The sequence below is a fragment of the Bradyrhizobium sp. HKCCYLS3077 genome, from assembly GCF_051167555.1.
Lineage (GTDB): Bacteria > Pseudomonadota > Alphaproteobacteria > Rhizobiales > Xanthobacteraceae > Bradyrhizobium.
Window position 1 is genome coordinate 538,132 of sequence record NZ_JBNPTH010000004.1, and the last position, 15,496, is coordinate 553,627.

The following is a 15,496-nucleotide window of genomic DNA, read 5'->3' on the forward strand; positions in this document are numbered from 1 at the left end:
CGCGACTTGCGAGCTCGGGATTCCGGGTTCACGCGTCGCGTACCCCGGAATAGCGGGCCGGGATTAGTCGAGGTGGAACTTCTCGAGCTGCCGGTGCTCGGCGCGGATGTAGCGCACGGTGCCGGTGACCGAGCGCATGACGACGGTCTCCGTCTCGATCACGCCGTCCTTGCGGAACTTGACGCCCGAGAGCAGCGAGCCCGTGGTGACGCCGGTGGCCGCGAACAGGCAGTCGCCGCGGGCCATGTCCTCGATGCCGTAGATCATCTTGGGGTCGCCGACGCCCATCTTGTGGGCGCGCTCGCGCTTCTCCTCGGTGTCGAGGATCAGGCGGCACTGCATCTGGCCGCCGATGCAGCGCAGAGCGACGGCCGCCAGCACGCCCTCGGGCGCACCGCCGGTGCCGAGATACATGTCCACGCCGGTGTTATCGGGGTCGGCGCAATGGATCACGCCGGCGACGTCGCCGTCGGTGATCAGGCGGACCGCGGCGCCGGTCGAGCGCACGCCCTGGATGATGTCGGCGTGGCGCGGACGGTCCAGCACCAGCACGGTGATGGCGCCGGGCTCGACGCCCTTGGCCTTGGCGAGGCGGCGGACGTTGTCGGCCGGGCTGGCGTCGATGTCGACCACTCCCTTGGCGTAGCCGGGCCCGACCGCGATCTTCTGCATGTAGACGTCGGGCGCATGCAGCAGGGTGCCGCCATCGGCCATCGCCATGGTCGCGATCGCGCCCGGCATGTTCTTGGCGCAGAGGGTCGTGCCCTCGAGCGGGTCGACCGCGATGTCGACCTTCGGACCGGCGTTCAGGCCGACCTTCTCGCCGATATACAGCATCGGCGCCTCGTCGCGCTCGCCCTCGCCGATCACGACGGTGCCCTCGATCGGCAGCTTGTTGAGCTCGCGGCGCATCGCGTCGACCGCCGCCTGGTCGGCCGGCTTCTCCTGGCCGTGGCCACGCAGCCGCGCCGCCGACACCGCCGCCCGCTCGGTCACGCGCACCAGCTCCAGGGTCAGGATGCGCTCGAGCAGCAATTGTTGCGGGACGGAAATCTGCGTCGACATCGGTCAACTCCTCAAGACGTCAAGGCGGCTCAGCGCCATCAAATTCTACCAGCCGGAGGTCGCCATCGCAGGCGGCTCACGGTTCAGCGGGATGGCCTGAATGGCCGCTCCTCGCCTCTCGATTCCACCGGTTTGAGCATGAACCTAACCCAAACGCCACGCGTTTGTTTGAGCAGGGACAACCGGTTCCCTGTGCATCCCAGGCTAATTTTTCTCGATCCGGATCACCTGCGGCTTGCCGCTGATGACCTTGTCGCGCTGCACGGCCTGGAGCGCCTTGTGCACGGCGTCCTCATGCGTCGCGTAGGTGATCAGGATCACCGGCACGGGACCGCCCTTGGCGCCCGTCTTGAGTGGCTCGCTACCAGGAGGATGGCGCTGCACGATCGACTCGATCGAGATCTTCTGCTCGGCCAGCCGGGTCGCGATCGTCGCGGCGGTGCCGGCGTGGTCCCGCGCCATCAGGCGGATGTAGTAGCCGCCCTCGTGCCGCTCCATCGGCGCCTTCTCGGTCGCCTGCAGCTTGTCCACCGGGCGTCCGAACGGCGCGGCGCGGATGCCGCGGGCGACGTCGGCGATATCGGCCACGACCGCGGACGCGGTGGCCGCGCCCCCTGCTCCCGGCCCGACGAGGGTGATCGGCGGAATGCCTTCGCCGTCGATGGTGACCGCGTTGGTCACACCCATGACCTGGGCGATCGAGGAGGATTTCGGCACCATGGTCGGATGCACCCGCTGCTCGATGCCCTTGGCGGTGCGCACCGCGACCCCCAGCAGCTTGACGCGGTAGCCCAGCTCGTCGGCGGCCTTGAGATCCTCGGGAGCGATCGAGGAGATGCCTTCGACATAGATGGATTTCTCGGCCACTTGGGTGCCGAAGGCGAGGCTCGCCAGGATCGCGAGCTTCTGCGCGGTGTCATGGCCATGGATGTCGAACGACGGATCGGCTTCGGCATAGCCGAGCCGCTGCGCGTCCTTCAGGCACTCGTCGAACGAGAGGCCCTCCTGCTCCATGCGGGTCAGGATGTAGTTGCAGGTGCCATTGAGGATGCCATAGACGCGGCTGATGCCGGTGCCGGCGAGGCCCTCGCGCAAGGTCTTGATGACCGGAATGGCGGCGCCGACGGCCGCCTCGAAGTTCAGCGCCCCGCCGGACTTCTCAGCGGCCTTGGCGAGCTTGAGGCCGTGCTTGGCAATCAGCGCCTTGTTGGCGGTGACCACCGACTTGCCGGCCTTCAGCGCGGTGTCGATGGCCGACAGCGCGGGATCACCGGAACCGCCCATCAGCTCGACGAAGCAGTCGACTTCGGGATCGGCGGCCAGTGCCAGCGGATCCTTCGCCCACTTGATACCCGCGAGATCGATGGCGCGCTTCTTCTTCGACCGCGCCGTCACGGCCACGACCTTCACGGGACGTCCCGTCCGCTCGGTGAGCACGCGCCCCTGCTGCTCGATCAGACGAACGACTTCGGCACCCACGGTGCCGAGGCCCGCGATGCCCACTCTGAGGGGTGCGACCATGGAATCAAAGAACCTGCAGCAAGAAAAACGGGGGACTCAGCGCCGGTTGGCGAGAGGAACCACGTTGTGCAACGTTTCGATGCCGCTTTCAAGGAAGCGGCGAACGCCGCGAGCGGCCTGCCGGATGCGCTGCTCGTTCTCGACCATGGCAATACGGACATAGCCCTCGCCGTGCTCGCCGAAACCGACGCCGGGCGAGACCGCGACGCCGGATTTCTCGACCATCAGGGTCGCGAACTGCATGCTGCCGAGGCTCTTGAACTTCTCCGGCAAAGGCACCCAGGCGAACATCGAGGCTTCCGGCGGCGGGATCTCCCAGCCGGCGCGGCCGAACGACTCGACCAGCGTATCCCTCCGCTTGCGGTAGACGTCGCGCATCTCGCGAATGCAGTCGTCGGGACCGTTCAATGCGGCCGTCGCCGCGACCTGAACCGGCGTGAACGCGCCGTAGTCGAGGTACGACTTCACGCGCGCCAAAGCGGCGATGATGCGCTCATTGCCGACGGCAAAGCCCATGCGCCAGCCGGCCATCGAATAGGTCTTCGACATCGAGGTGAACTCGACCGCGACATCCATCGCGCCCGGCACCTGCAGGACCGACGGCGGCGGGTTGTTGTCGTCGAAATAGACCTCGGCGTAAGCGAGGTCCGACAGAATCAGGATCTCGTGCTTTTTCGCGAATGCGACGAGGTCGCGATAGAAGTCGAGGCTCGCGACATAGGCGGTCGGATTGCTGGGATAGCAGACGATCAGCGCCAGCGGCTTCGGGATCGAGTGAATGATCGCGCGCTCGGCCGCCTCGAAGAATTGCGGCGTCGGCTCGGCCGGCACCGAGCGGATCACGCCGCCGGCCATCAGGAAGCCGAAGGCGTGGATTGGATAGCTCGGGTTCGGACACAGGATCACGTCGCCCGGCGCGGTGATCGCCTGCGCCACGTTGGCAAAGCCTTCCTTGGAGCCGAGCGTGGCCACGATCTGGGTGTCGGGGTTCAGCTTCACGCCGAAGCGGCGATCGTAATAGGCCGCCTGCGCGCGGCGCAGCCCAACGATGCCGCGCGACGCCGAGTAGCGGTCGGTGCGCGGCTTGCCCAGGGTCTCCTTGAGCTTTTCCAGCACATGCGCCGGCGCCGGCAGGTCGGGATTGCCCATGCCGAGGTCGATGATGTCGGCCCCGGCGTTCCGCGCGGCCGCCTTGGCCCGGTTGACCTGCTCGAACACGTAAGGCGGCAGACGGCGGATGCGGTAGAAATCTTCCATGGGTCTCTCGGCTCCGGCAACCGGGGGCGGGTCAGCCAGCAACGCTGGTGCTGCGTCGCCGCGGACCGCGCAAATAAACCAGCGCTAGATCAGAAGTTTAGCGCGGGCTTACAGCTGGGCTGGCGACGACACGCGACGCTGTTGATTCCGGTGTTTTATCATGGTCGCCGCGCCGCGCCAGACAATTGCGCCGTCAGGACCGGCCGATTGCCCATCGTTTGGTCATTTCGGCTTGGCGCTCGTGGCCGCCGAGGCCTGCCGGTCGCGGGCAGCCAGCAGCTCCTTCTGGATCCTGGCCCGCTCCTCTGGCGAGATCGTCGCCCCGTCCCGATCGCGCGGCACGTCGTTCACCGGCAGATAGTCCCCGGGCTCCCGCGGCCGAGCAACCGCCTCGGCGTCGAGCGAGGGCATATCCGCGATCTGGCTGGAGCACGAGGCGAGCGTGAGCGCGGCGCACATCAACGCCACTCCCGCCACGGCACGCCTCGCCGCTGTCCAGCCCCGCCCCACCGGCATCCCGCCCAGATCCCCTTCGGCGTCCCACGACGCCAGCCCACGCAACCCGGCACATTTTGCCGCAGCACAACCGCTTGTCACTCGAAACCTTGGCGACTGAACAGGATTTTTGCCCAGATGCGACGGAAAGGTGACGAAAGCAAGAAGCTTTCCGCAACGCAACACGCAGAAATCGAATTAACTGCAAACTCCCGCATTGTTGATCTCGCGCGGTGACGAAACGAATTCGACGCGATAGTGTAATCGGGCCATGACCGACGTTCAGAACAAGACCAATTCAGAAAAGACATTCGATGCGGAAGCCTTCGCGATGAACATCGCGAAGGCCATGGAAAGCAGCGGAAAGGCGTTGTCCGCCTACCTGAAGCCGCGCGAGACCGGCGAGGTTCAGGACCGGCCGCCGACGGAGCTGACGGAGGTCGTCAAGTCGTTCACGGCTGTCGCCGACTACTGGCTGTCGGACAAGGATCGCGCCAGCGACATCCAGACCAAGATGGCGAAGGGCTATCTCGACCTCTGGGGCTCGGCCGCGCGACGTCTCGCGGGCGAGGAAGCGCCGCCGGCGATCTCGCCGTCGCCGCGCGACAAGCGTTTTGCCGATCCCGAGTGGAAGTCGAACCAGTTCTACGATTTCGTCATGCAGGCCTACCTGCTGACGACGCAGTGGGCGCAGGACCTCGTCCACAATGCCGAGGGGCTCGATCCGCACACGCGCAAGAAGGCCGAGTTCTACGTCAACCAGATCACCAATGCGTTGGCGCCGTCGAATTTCGTCCTGACCAATCCTGAAGTGATGCGGCAGACCGTTGCTTCGAGCGGCGACAATCTCGTGCGTGGCATGCAGATGCTCGCCGAGGACATCGAGGCCGGCAAGGGCACGCTCAAGATCCGGCAGTCCGATCCGGCCAATCTCGAGGTCGGCGTCAACATGGCGACGACGCCGGGCAAGGTGATCTTCCAGAACGAAATGATGCAGCTGATCCAGTACGCGCCGGCGACGGAGAACGTGCTGCGCACGCCGCTGCTGATCGTGCCGCCCTGGATCAACAAGTTCTACATCCTCGATTTGCGCCCGGAGAAATCCTTCATCAAGTGGTGCGTCGATCAAGGCCTCACCGTGTTCGTGATCTCCTGGGTCAATCCCGACAAGTCGTTGGGGACCAAGACCTGGGAAGACTACATGAAGGAAGGTCCGCTCACCGCGATGGACGTCATCGAGAAGGTGACGGGTGAGATGAAGGTCCACACGATGGGCTATTGCGTCGGCGGCACCATGCTGGCCACGACCTTGGCCTGGCTCGCCGACAAGCGGCGCCAGCGCGTGACCTCGGCGACGTTCCTGGCAGCCCAGGTCGACTTCACCCACGCCGGTGATCTGCTGGTGTTCGTCGACGAGACGCAGATTTCCGCGCTGGAGCGCGACATGCAGGCCTCGGGGGTGCTCGAGGGCAGCAAGATGGCGATGGCCTTCAACATGCTCAGGTCGAACGACCTGATCTGGTCCTATGTCGTCAACAACTACCTCAAGGGCCAGCCGCCGCAGGCGTTCGACCTGCTGCACTGGAACTCGGACGCCACGCGGATGTCGGCGGCCAATCACTCCTACTACCTGCGCAACTGCTATCTGGAGAACCGGCTGACCCAGGGCACCATGGTGCTCGACAACACGCTGCTCGATCTTTCCAAGGTGAAGGTGCCGGTCTACAATCTCGCCACCCGTGAGGACCACATCGCGCCCGCGGACTCCGTGCTGTACGGCTCGCAATTCTTCGGCGGTCCGGTGAAGTATGTATTGTCCGGCTCCGGACACATCGCCGGCGTGGTCAACCCGCCCTCCTCCGGCAAGTACCAGTACTGGACCAACGACCAGATCCACGACATCTCGCTGAAGGACTGGATGAAGGGGGCGCAGGAGCACAAGGGCTCGTGGTGGCCGGACTGGCGCGAATGGCTCGGCCAGCTCGATCCCGAAGAAGTTCCCGCGCGCAGCATCGGCAGCGAGGCCTATCCACCGCTCGAGGATGCGCCGGGGTCCTATGTGCGTGTCCGCGCGTAGCGTGATCAGCCGCGATTGACTATAACCGCTCCGTCCCGCCGGGACGGGACGGTAATCAGTTGAGGGGATCTCGATGACGCGCGAACTGTTCTGGCTGACGCTGACGGTCATTCTGACCGGCCTGCTGTGGGTTCCTTACATCTTGAACCGCTGCCAGGTCCGCGGCCTCACCGGCGCCATGGCCAACCCCTCCCGCAACGACAAGCCCCACTCGGCCTGGGCGAACCGGCTCATGTTCGCGCACGACAATGCGGTCGAGAACCTCGTGATCTTCGCGCCGCTGGTGCTGATCCTGAACGCGATCGACTACTCGACCAAATGGACCGTGCTTGCCTGCGCCGTCTATTTCTGGTCGCGCGTGGCTCACGTCATCGTCTATGCGATCGGCCTGCCCGTGTTCCGGACGCTCGCCTTCGTGGTCGGTTTCGCGGCCCAGGCCGTACTGGCGATCGCGATCTTCGGCTGGCTGTGATCTCTACGGCAGATTGTCGCGTAGGAAGATGTCGATGCGGATGCGCTCCTGATCGGGGCTGATCGGCTCGCCCGAGCAATGGGCGAGCAGGACGCGCGCCGCCGAGCGCGCCTCGTGGCCGGGATCCTGGTTGATGATCGCGTCCAGCGTGCCGCGCACCAGGAAGCGTCGCGTATGCTGGGTCAGCTCATGAGTGATCCACACCACCTCGCGCGCCCGGCCCGAGGCTTCCAGCGCATCGGCGATGCCGCGATTGCCGGCGCCGCAGCAATAGATGCCGCGGAGGTCGGCATGGCGCGCGAGCAGCGCGGACGTCAACTCCCGCGTGCGCTCGCTGTCGTCGCGGCCCTCGATTACGGGCAAGGCGCGCAGATTGGGATACTCGCTCGACAGGATCTGGTTGAAGCCGAACTGCCGCTCCGCATGATCGCGCAGCGACAGCGATCCGGCGATGACCGCGACGGTGCCCTCCTGGCCGCCGAGATAGCGTCCCATCAACGTGGCGGCGGTTCGTCCTGCGGCGGGATTGTCGATGCCGACATAATGCAGGCGGCGCGAACTCGGCGCGTCCGAGACCAGCGTCACCACCGCAACGCCTCGCGCCGTCAGTTCGTCGATCGCGGCGCGGACGCGGGGATGATCGAGCGCGATGACGGCGACGCCCTGATAGGCCGGCGACAGCGTTTCCAGCGCACTTGCCAGCACGTCCGGATCGAACACGTCGACGTGGAGGATGTCGATGAAGCCGCGCTGGCCGGCCAGCCAATCCGCGGTGTGCCGGACCTGCTCGGTCAGGCTGGTCATGAAACTGTTGCCGCCGGTCGGCAGCACGAAGGCGAAGCGGAAGCTCTGTCCGCGCGCGAGCCGCGCGGCGGCGATATCGGCGCGGTAGCCAAGCTTCGCCACCGCGGCCTCGACGCGGGCCACGGTCTTCGCCCTGACACCCTCGCGCCGGTTGATGACGCGGTCGACGGTCGCGAGCGACACGCCTGCCGTCCGCGCGACATCCTCGAGCGTGGCGCGAACGGGCGCCGGGGGCGCACCTGCTGTCACTCGCGGGCCGCCCATAGCATGCCGCGGGTCATCAACGTGCGAATCTCCGGCACGTCGAGCTCATAGGCACGATGGCCGAGGGAGGAATAGAACACGCGGCCGGAACCGTACCGCTTCTTCCAAACCACGGGCATCACGACACCCTCGATCCAGGGGGCGTGCTCGCCGGTGAAGGTCGTGGTCGCCAACACCTCGTTGGCCGGGTCGACATGCATGTAATACTGCTCGGACCGATGCTCGAAACTCGTCAGTCCCTTCATGATGGGATCGTCCGGCCTGGTCAAGTCGACCCGGTAGTCGATGATGTTGCCGGGATGCGCGACCCATTGCCCGCCGCACATGAACTGGTAGTCGACGGAGTCACGGAAGGCGTCGCCCATGCCGCCGTGATGGCCGGCCAGGCCGACGCCGCTGCGCACCGCGGCGCAAAGGTTGAGTGCCTCAGCTTTCTCGATCTTGGACATCGTATAGATCGGAATGATCAGCGAGAGATCATGGATGGCCGGATCGGCGAACGCCGCCGTCGTAGTCTCGATCCGGACCTCGAATCCTTCGGCCTTCAGCCAGCCCCGGATCATCGACGCACAGAGATCCGGGTCATGCCCGGCCCAGCCGCCCCATACAATCATTGCCTTGCGCATATGTCCGTCCTCAGTCGATCTGTCCGGTGTCGCGTCCCGCCGGCAGCATCGCCGGCCGCTCGACGCGGCTCTCGATCCTGACGCGGCGGCCTTCATTGGCGGAGGTCTGGAACGCCTCCATCACCTCCAGCACGTGGAAGGCAAGCGCGCCGCTGGCGCGATGCGGCCGGTCGTTCAGGATTGCGGTGGCCATGTCGGCCACGCCGATCGAGCGGAATTCACCGTCGACATGCACATGCGTCAGCGGCATCGTCTCCCAGTCGCCGCCGGTCTTGGCGATCTGCACGTCGCCGCCGAAGCGGTTCGGGTCAGGCACCACCATGCTGCCCTTGTCGCCATAGATCTCGATCGGCGCATGCCGGTGCTTCGGCACATCGAAGCTCATCGTGACCGACACCACTGCCCCGCTCTCGAATTCGAGCGTGCCGGAAACATGCGTCGCGACCTCGACGGGGATCAGCGTGCCGTTCATCGGCTGGCTCGTGACCAGACGCTCCGCCCGCGGGCGCGCGGTCGAGCCCATCACGCTCGCGACGGGACCGAGCAGCTGCACGAGGTCGGTGATGTAGTACGGCCCCATGTCGAGCATCGGGCCGCCGCCGCGCAGGTAGTAGAAGCCCGGCGCCGGGTGCCAGCGCTCATGCCCGGGACAGCCGAAGAAGACGCTGCCGGCGACGGGCGTGCCGATCGCGCCGTCGTCGATCAGCTTGCGCGCGGTCTGGTGGCCGCCGCCGAGAAACGTGTCGGGCGCGCAGCCGACGCGCAGGTTCTTTTGCGCGGCCAACTCGATCACCTTGCGCGCTTCGGCGACGTCGATGCCGAGCGGCTTCTCGGAATGAACATGCTTGCCGGCATTGAGCACCGCGAGGCTGACGTCGGTGTGCGCGAGCGGCACGGTGAGATTGATGACGATCTCGATGTCGTCGCGCTTGAGCAGCTGGTCGACCCGCATGCCCGGAAGGCCGAAGGCGGCGCCCTGCCGCTCGGCCGCGTCGCTGCGCATGTCCGCAAGCGCCTTGATGTCGAGGACCGGGAAGCGCTGCGCCGCTTTCAGATAGGCGGTGCTGATATTGCCGCATCCGATGATGCCGATGCCGACGCGTCTCATTGCAGTCTCCGTGGTGTCAGGTTCATCCCTTGACCGCCCCCGACGTCAGGCCGGCAACGATGTGCTTCTGCGCCAGAAGGAACAGGATGATGGTGGGCAGGATGGTCAGGGTGATGAAGGCCAGGATCAGGTGCCACTCGGACGAATATTCGCCCTGATAGACCATGATGCCGAGCGGCCAGGGATACAGCGCATCGGTGTTGAGCATCACCAGCGGCAGCAGGTAGGCGTTCCAGCTGTTGACGAAGGTGATGGTGCCAACCGTGGCCAGGATCGGGCGCGACAGCGGCAAGGTCACGTAGCGGAAGAATTTCACGTAGCTGCAGCCGTCGACCAGCGCGGCTTCGAGCAGCTCGTAGGGGATGTCCTTGAAGAAACGCCGTAGCAGCAGCACGCTCATGGCGAGGCTGAAGGCGACCTGCGGCAGCGCGACGCCGAAATAAGTATCGAGCAGGCCGAGGTCGCGCACCTTGATGAACAGCGGCAGCACCGCGGTCGCCGCCGGAAACAGAAGCCCGAGCGTCAAATAGCTGAGCAGCATCGAGCTGCCGAAGAATCTCACATGGGCGAAGGTGAACGCGGCCATGGAGGCCACGATCAGGGTCAACGCCACGGTCAAGGTCGAGATGATCAGCGAGTTGCGCAGCAGCTGCCAATAACGACCGGAGAACAGGATGTCGGCATAGTTCTGCCACTCCCAATGCCGGGGCAGACCGAACGGATTGACGCGCAGTTCGCCTAGCGACTTGAAACCGCCGAGAAGAGTCGCCAGCAGCGGGACCAGCACGAGTATGGCGATAAGCGTCAGAAATGCCGCCTTGAACAGCACGGCCGGATCGAACGACTCTTGGGTGATCTCGGCCCTATTCATCGCGCATGAACCATCGCTTGTAGGTGAAGGCAAAGGTCACGCAGATCACGAACAGGATGACGCCGATGGCGCTGCCGTAACCCACGCGCATGCGCGAGATGCCGTTGTTGTAGAGAAAGCTCACCATCGTATTCGACGAGTCCGCCGGGCCACCGCGCGTCAGCGGCATCACCAGGTCGAACAGCTGCAGCGAGCCGATGATCGCGAAGAAGACGGACAGCCGGATCGTCGGATAGAGCAAGGGGATGACGATGTGGCGCAGGCTCTGCGTCCGCGTCGCGCCATCGATCCGGGCAGCCTCGATCAGGCTCCTGTCGATACTCTGCAGCGCCGCAATGAACAGCATCATGTGGAAGCCGAAATATTTCCAGACGATGACGATAAGAACCGCCAGCATTGCGGTGTCCGTGGAGGCCAGCAGATGCGGCGGCTCGGCGCCGAAGCTGCGCCAGATCGAGGCGACGAGCCCGTAGTCGCCGTCATAGACGAAGCTGAAGATCAGTCCGGTTGCGATCTCCGCGAGGATATAGGGCATGAAAAACAGCATGCGCAGCGCGACAGCTCCGCGAAACCGTTCCGCGAGCATCAGGGCCAGGGTCAGCGCCAGCGGCAACTGGACGCAGAGCGAGACAGCGATGATCAGGCCGTTGTTGCGGAGCGCGAGCCAGAACGCGCGCGTCTCCAGCACGAACCGGTAGTTGTCGAAGCCGATCCAGTTGGTCGGCCGGCCGAACCCGTTCCAGTTGAAGCCGGAATACCAGGCGGCTTCGCCGATCGGCAGCACCACGAACAGCGTGAACAGCAGAAGCGCTGGCGGCAGGAACAGGATGATCACCGTGAAACGGCCATCCCAGCTCGGGCCGCGGTTCGCCTGCGCGGCCAGCGGCGGCCGCGCGACCTGCAGCGACGACGTACTCGCGATCGGACGCACCTCAGTTGCCCTGCTTGCGCGCCGCCTCGATCGCCTTCGCCGCGTCCTGGGGACTCATGCTGCCGCCCGCGATCTCCGCGGAAACGTCGTTGACGACACGACCGACCGACGGTCCGAGGCTCTGGTCGTAGAAGTTCTGGTGATAGTTCGACTTCGCCAGATTCGACGCAATCTGCTTCATGAAGGCGTTGTTGAGGCCGGCGTCGGCGCCCTGCACCACCGGGACGATGAAATTGCCGGCCGCAAGCCGCGTCTGCACATCCTTCGAGATGAAGGTCTTCAGGAAGTCGACCGCCTCCTTCGGCGAGCCTTTGGTGACCAGCCAGCCGGTGATGCCGCCGAGCGTATCGGTCGGCGCGCCCTTGCCGCCGGCCACGGTCGGGAAGTCGAACCAGCAGATCTTGTCCTCGCCCAAGCCCACCTTGTCGGCCGCGAGCGCCCGCTGCAGGTTGTAGACCGAGCTGATCGCCAGCGTCATCGCCGCCTTGCCGTCGCCGAAATAGCCAACGGCCTGCGGGTTCTTGAAACCGAGGAAACCGTTCTGGAACGGCTGGAGATCGACCAGCTGCTTGAACATCTCGCCCGACTTGACGAAGGTGTCACCGGCGAAGCCGCCATTCTCGCCGCGCAGCGCTGCATCGAAGGCCGGCTTGCCGCCGATGCGCACCGCAAGATGCGTCCAGTAGAAATGCAGCGGCCATTTGTCGGCGCCGCCGACGACGATCGGCGTGACACCCGCGGCCTTCAGGGTCTTCACGGCGCCGAGCAGATCGTCCCACGTCTTGATGGCTGCGGGATCGACCTTCGCCTTGGCGATCAGCTCCTTGTTGCAGACGAAGCCGACCTGCGACAGCGCGGTCGGCAGACCGTAGACTTTGCCGTTGTCGGTGAAGGCCGCGAGCGCCGCCGGGGTCAGGCTGTCGCTGTAGCCCTTCACCTGGTCGGTGATGTCCTCGAGAACGCCGGCTTCGATCTGCGCCTTCAGCACGCCGCCGGCCCAGCTGTAGATGATGTTCGGCCGGTCCTTGGATTGCAGGATGGTCGGCAGCTTGGCCTTGTAGGCTTCGTTTTCGAGGAACTGCATCTCTATCTTGGTGCCCGGATGCGACGCCTCGTAGGCGCGCGCCACCTCCTCCCAGATCTTCACCTGGGCCGGATTGACCTCGATGTGCAGCCATTTGACGGTGGTGTCGGCAACGGCGGCGGTGCCCGCAAGCACGCATGCGGCCGCAGCGACTCCCAGCTTCGCGAGCAGTCTCATCAGAATCCTCCCAACCGTTTTCTTTGTTGAGGTAATCCTGTCCTCAATTTTTGAGGTGCGCAACTAAAATTCTGACCTGACAACCTCATGCCTGATGAAGCTTCGCGCGTGCAGCACGATTGCGCGATGCACAATGCGCACGCGAGATCGTGCCGACGTTGTCAGTCGAACTGTTGCTGTGAGGACCAGGGGCATGCCCGACAATCAGCAGCACGCCGCGCTGGCGCGGGCGTGCTGCTTCGCTCGCCAACGGCCGGCCCGGCTCCCTGCACGCGCGGGGCCGGCCCCGCCTCAGCCGTCGAGGGCGTCGATCAGCGTTTCGTCGACCAGCGGACGCAGGCTGAAATCGTCCTTCAGACGCGTGCGTCCGTACCAGTCGAGCAAGGTAACCTCCTTGCCGAGATAGCGCTGCATCGCCAGGCCGAACAGCGGATGGTCCTTGTTGGCGATCGCAAAGCTCTTGCGGTCGAGATCGCGGTCGCGCTGATAGATGGCCTCGATCTCATCGAGGAAGCCGGAGAGCATGGTCTTCAGACGCGCCTCGACCTCATTCACCGCGGCCAGATCGACGCCTGCTTCGACCAAGTGACCCTTGACGTCATCCAGTTCCTCGTTGAGCGCCAGCCAGGCGATGTCGCGCTCGCGCAAGAACGACAGGCTGCGATGGATGCGCAGGTACCAGGGGCACTTGATCTTGACCATGTCGCCGTTGGCGAACTGGATGACGTAGCCTTCCCTGCCCTCCATATCAGTGAGCGAGTCGATGGCCGCCGCAAGCGACAACCCGTCGAAACGGTGCACCAGCGGAACGCCGTGGCTGCCGATCAAGTCATGAACGGCATGGCCGCTGTCCAGCATGACATACTGGCCGGTGACGTTGTCGCGCACATGCAACAACCGCAGCTCGGGCTGATCCTGCGCGACGACGATCCGGGCGTCGGGATGGGTCAACTCGAAGATCGCGGTCATGCCGGCACTTGCGATTTCCTTGGCGAAGGCGTCGATGCCGGCGTGCTCCGGCCGGTCCAGCAGCTGAGCCGCCAGACGAACCACATCGGAGTTGAACGACTTCTTTGACCGCCACTTCAGCTGATCATCGACCCAGGCCGTCGCGACCATGCTGCCGTCGAGCTTGTCGTAGATCGCGACGATATCGTCGCGCGAGAGCAGCCGGTCCGGCGCCAGCCATTCCTTCTCGCCGATATTGAAGAACTTGTGCAGCGGCCGCGACACGATATGGCCGGCGCGGTCGAACGCGATACCGCGGCACTCCAGCGCCTCGGGAGAGTCGAAGGTCTTGGAGTCCATGAACAGATAACAGCCGAGCGTGATGCCATTGGGCTGGGAGAGGAAACGGATCTCCTTCTTCCCGGCGACCGCGGGCTCGACGTCGGAAATATGCCGAATGGTCTTGAACATCGTTGCATTCCAAAATCGACGTCAGTTGGAGCGCGAGGCTCTGTCAGGTGCAGCGGGCCTTGAAATCGGCGGCGACCAGCTTCGCCATCACCTCATTGAGGTGCGCTTGATCGCGGGTCTCGATCACCAGCTCCAGCAAGGTCGCCTTCGCCGGCAGAGCGGAGAAGGTGCGCTGATGCGACACCTCGATGATGTTGGCACCGGCATCGGCCAGCAGAGCGGACACGGCCGCGAGCTGTCCCGGGCGATCGACGATGTCGATCGACAGCTGCGTCAACCGGCCCTCGCGGGCCAGTTCGCGCGTGAGAACGGAGGCGATCAGGCGGGTATCGATGTTGCCGCCGCACAGCACGAGGCCGACATTGCGGCCGGCAAACGGCGCGGGATGCGCGAGCACGGCCGCGAGCCCCACGGCGCCGGCGCCCTCGACGACCGTCTTCTCGATCGAGATCAGCGTGGCGAGCGCGCGCTCGATCTGCGGCTCGGTCACGAGCAGGATGTCGTCGACGAGATGGCCGATGATCTCGGTCGTGATGCGGCCCGGTGATTTCACCGCGATGCCCTCCGCCAGCGTGTCGCCGCGCATCGGCAGGCTGCTGTGATTGATCGCGTTGTACATCGACGGATACAGCTCGGCCTGAACGCCGATGATGCGCATGTCCGGCTTGAGCGCCCTTGCAGCGACCGCCATGCCGGAGATCAGCCCGCCGCCGCCGATCGGCACCACCAGCGTGTCGAGTTCAGGCACCACCGCCAGCATTTCCAGTGCAACCGTGCCCTGCCCGGCGATGATCAGCGGATCGTCGTAGGGATGGATCATGGTCATGCCGCGCGCAGCGCCATGCTCCCTTGCGAATGCGCCGGACTCTTCCAAAGTCGCTCCGGAGATCACGACCTCGGCGCCATGCCGCTTGGTATTCTCGATCTTCACCATCGGCGTGCCCACGGGCATCACGATGGTCGCGGGAATGCCGAGGCGCCGCGCATTGTAGGCGACGCCCTGCGCGTGGTTGCCGGCGGACATCGCGATCACGCCGCGCTCTCTCTGCTCAGCCGACAGCGCATTCAGCCGGTTCAGCGCGCCGCGCTCCTTGAACGACGACGTGAACTGCAGGTTCTCGAATTTGAGCCAGATGTTGCAGCCGCAGATCTCGCCGAGCGTCCGGCTCTGGTTGCAGGCGGTCTCGAGCACGACGCCGCCGATCGTATCTGCGGCGGCGCGGACATCGTTCATGGTGACGGGCAGCGCAGTCAGATCGATAGCGGTCATGGGTGTCGCCCAGCTTTGGTTTGCGGCGAGGCAGGCGGAGCGCCGGCCTCGCATG

At 65.1% G+C, this 15,496-nt stretch carries 14 protein-coding genes; 2 read left to right on the plus strand and 12 right to left on the minus strand.

The genetic code is table 11. The features are described 5' to 3' along the window. Positions 1 to 63 precede the first annotated feature (63 nt). The 4 genes from glpX to ACQR0Z_RS18690 form a co-directional block, all read right to left on the minus strand. On the minus strand, positions 64 to 1,065 hold the full coding sequence (glpX, locus tag ACQR0Z_RS18675) for a class II fructose-bisphosphatase (RefSeq protein ID WP_172109193.1): 1,002 nt from the start codon (positions 1,063 to 1,065) through the stop codon (positions 64 to 66). 204 nt (positions 1,066 to 1,269) lie between these two features. Beyond that, positions 1,270 to 2,586 carry a homoserine dehydrogenase gene (locus ACQR0Z_RS18680; RefSeq protein ID WP_434875942.1) on the minus strand — a complete coding sequence of 439 codons (1,317 nt, stop codon included), beginning with the start codon at positions 2,584 to 2,586 and terminating at the stop codon, positions 1,270 to 1,272. Positions 2,587 to 2,622: 36 nt separating this feature from the next. Further along, positions 2,623 to 3,843, minus strand: coding sequence for an LL-diaminopimelate aminotransferase (locus ACQR0Z_RS18685; protein ID WP_434860866.1), 1,221 nt, complete (start codon positions 3,841 to 3,843; stop codon positions 2,623 to 2,625). Positions 3,844 to 4,065: 222 nt separating this feature from the next. Then, positions 4,066 to 4,302, minus strand: coding sequence for a hypothetical protein (locus ACQR0Z_RS18690; protein ID WP_434919607.1), 237 nt, complete (start codon positions 4,300 to 4,302; stop codon positions 4,066 to 4,068). 307 nt (positions 4,303 to 4,609) lie between these two features. Between ACQR0Z_RS18690 and ACQR0Z_RS18695 the strand changes: the two genes are divergently transcribed. Beyond that, a complete protein-coding gene (locus ACQR0Z_RS18695) occupies positions 4,610 to 6,415 on the plus strand; it encodes a PHA/PHB synthase family protein (RefSeq protein ID WP_434919608.1) in 1,806 nt (601 codons plus the stop codon). A 73-nt stretch (positions 6,416 to 6,488) separates the two neighbouring features. After that, on the plus strand, positions 6,489 to 6,887 hold the full coding sequence (locus tag ACQR0Z_RS18700; protein WP_434860869.1) for an MAPEG family protein: 399 nt from the start codon (positions 6,489 to 6,491) through the stop codon (positions 6,885 to 6,887). Positions 6,888 to 6,890: 3 nt separating this feature from the next. Here ACQR0Z_RS18700 and ACQR0Z_RS18705 read toward each other — a convergent pair whose 3' ends face one another. From ACQR0Z_RS18705 to ACQR0Z_RS18740, 8 genes are all read right to left on the minus strand, one after another. After that, positions 6,891 to 7,955: a LacI family DNA-binding transcriptional regulator gene (locus tag ACQR0Z_RS18705; RefSeq protein ID WP_434860870.1), complete on the minus strand. Its 1,065-nt coding sequence runs from the start codon at positions 7,953 to 7,955 to the stop codon at positions 6,891 to 6,893. Beyond that, positions 7,937 to 8,581: a ThuA domain-containing protein gene (locus ACQR0Z_RS18710; protein ID WP_434860871.1), complete on the minus strand. Its 645-nt coding sequence runs from the start codon at positions 8,579 to 8,581 to the stop codon at positions 7,937 to 7,939. The genes ACQR0Z_RS18705 and ACQR0Z_RS18710 overlap by 19 nt, the downstream gene beginning before the upstream one ends. A gap of 10 nt (positions 8,582 to 8,591) precedes the next feature. Continuing rightward, complete coding sequence (locus ACQR0Z_RS18715) at positions 8,592 to 9,689, minus strand: Gfo/Idh/MocA family protein (RefSeq protein ID WP_434919609.1); 1,098 nt, start codon at positions 9,687 to 9,689, stop codon at positions 8,592 to 8,594. Positions 9,690 to 9,711: 22 nt separating this feature from the next. Next, the gene (locus tag ACQR0Z_RS18720) at positions 9,712 to 10,560 is read right to left on the minus strand and encodes a carbohydrate ABC transporter permease (protein ID WP_434919610.1); all 849 of its coding nucleotides are present in this window, start codon (positions 10,558 to 10,560) and stop codon (positions 9,712 to 9,714) included. After that, positions 10,553 to 11,491, minus strand: coding sequence for a carbohydrate ABC transporter permease (locus ACQR0Z_RS18725; protein ID WP_434919611.1), 939 nt, complete (start codon positions 11,489 to 11,491; stop codon positions 10,553 to 10,555). Before ACQR0Z_RS18725 ends, ACQR0Z_RS18720 begins: the two co-directional genes overlap by 8 nt. 1 nt (position 11,492) lies before the next feature. Beyond that, positions 11,493 to 12,752 (minus strand): extracellular solute-binding protein, encoded by a 1,260-nt coding sequence (locus ACQR0Z_RS18730; RefSeq protein WP_434919612.1) that lies wholly within the window; start codon positions 12,750 to 12,752, stop codon positions 11,493 to 11,495. Positions 12,753 to 13,043: 291 nt separating this feature from the next. After that, entirely contained in the window at positions 13,044 to 14,171 is a 1,128-nt protein-coding gene (locus tag ACQR0Z_RS18735; RefSeq protein WP_434919613.1) for an RNA ligase, read from the minus strand. 43 nt (positions 14,172 to 14,214) lie between these two features. After that, on the minus strand, positions 14,215 to 15,441 hold the full coding sequence (locus ACQR0Z_RS18740; RefSeq protein WP_434875931.1) for a threonine ammonia-lyase: 1,227 nt from the start codon (positions 15,439 to 15,441) through the stop codon (positions 14,215 to 14,217). Positions 15,442 to 15,496 lie beyond the last annotated feature (55 nt).

Excerpts from the sequence above, each read along its gene's own strand:
- glpX (WP_172109193.1), bottom strand. The coding sequence starts at position 1,065 with ATGTCGACGCAGATTTCCGTCCCGCAACAATTGCTGCTCGAGCGCATC.
- ACQR0Z_RS18680 (WP_434875942.1), bottom strand. The coding sequence starts at position 2,586 with ATGGTCGCACCCCTCAGAGTGGGCATCGCGGGCCTCGGCACCGTGGGT.
- ACQR0Z_RS18685 (WP_434860866.1), bottom strand. The coding sequence starts at position 3,843 with ATGGAAGATTTCTACCGCATCCGCCGTCTGCCGCCTTACGTGTTCGAG.
- ACQR0Z_RS18690 (WP_434919607.1), bottom strand. The coding sequence starts at position 4,302 with ATGTGCGCCGCGCTCACGCTCGCCTCGTGCTCCAGCCAGATCGCGGAT.
- ACQR0Z_RS18695 (WP_434919608.1), top strand. The coding sequence starts at position 4,610 with ATGACCGACGTTCAGAACAAGACCAATTCAGAAAAGACATTCGATGCG.
- ACQR0Z_RS18700 (WP_434860869.1), top strand. The coding sequence starts at position 6,489 with ATGACGCGCGAACTGTTCTGGCTGACGCTGACGGTCATTCTGACCGGC.
- ACQR0Z_RS18705 (WP_434860870.1), bottom strand. The coding sequence starts at position 7,955 with ATGGGCGGCCCGCGAGTGACAGCAGGTGCGCCCCCGGCGCCCGTTCGC.
- ACQR0Z_RS18710 (WP_434860871.1), bottom strand. The coding sequence starts at position 8,581 with ATGCGCAAGGCAATGATTGTATGGGGCGGCTGGGCCGGGCATGACCCG.
- ACQR0Z_RS18715 (WP_434919609.1), bottom strand. The coding sequence starts at position 9,689 with ATGAGACGCGTCGGCATCGGCATCATCGGATGCGGCAATATCAGCACC.
- ACQR0Z_RS18720 (WP_434919610.1), bottom strand. The coding sequence starts at position 10,560 with ATGAATAGGGCCGAGATCACCCAAGAGTCGTTCGATCCGGCCGTGCTG.
- ACQR0Z_RS18730 (WP_434919612.1), bottom strand. The coding sequence starts at position 12,752 with ATGAGACTGCTCGCGAAGCTGGGAGTCGCTGCGGCCGCATGCGTGCTT.
- ACQR0Z_RS18735 (WP_434919613.1), bottom strand. The coding sequence starts at position 14,171 with ATGTTCAAGACCATTCGGCATATTTCCGACGTCGAGCCCGCGGTCGCC.
- ACQR0Z_RS18740 (WP_434875931.1), bottom strand. The coding sequence starts at position 15,441 with ATGACCGCTATCGATCTGACTGCGCTGCCCGTCACCATGAACGATGTC.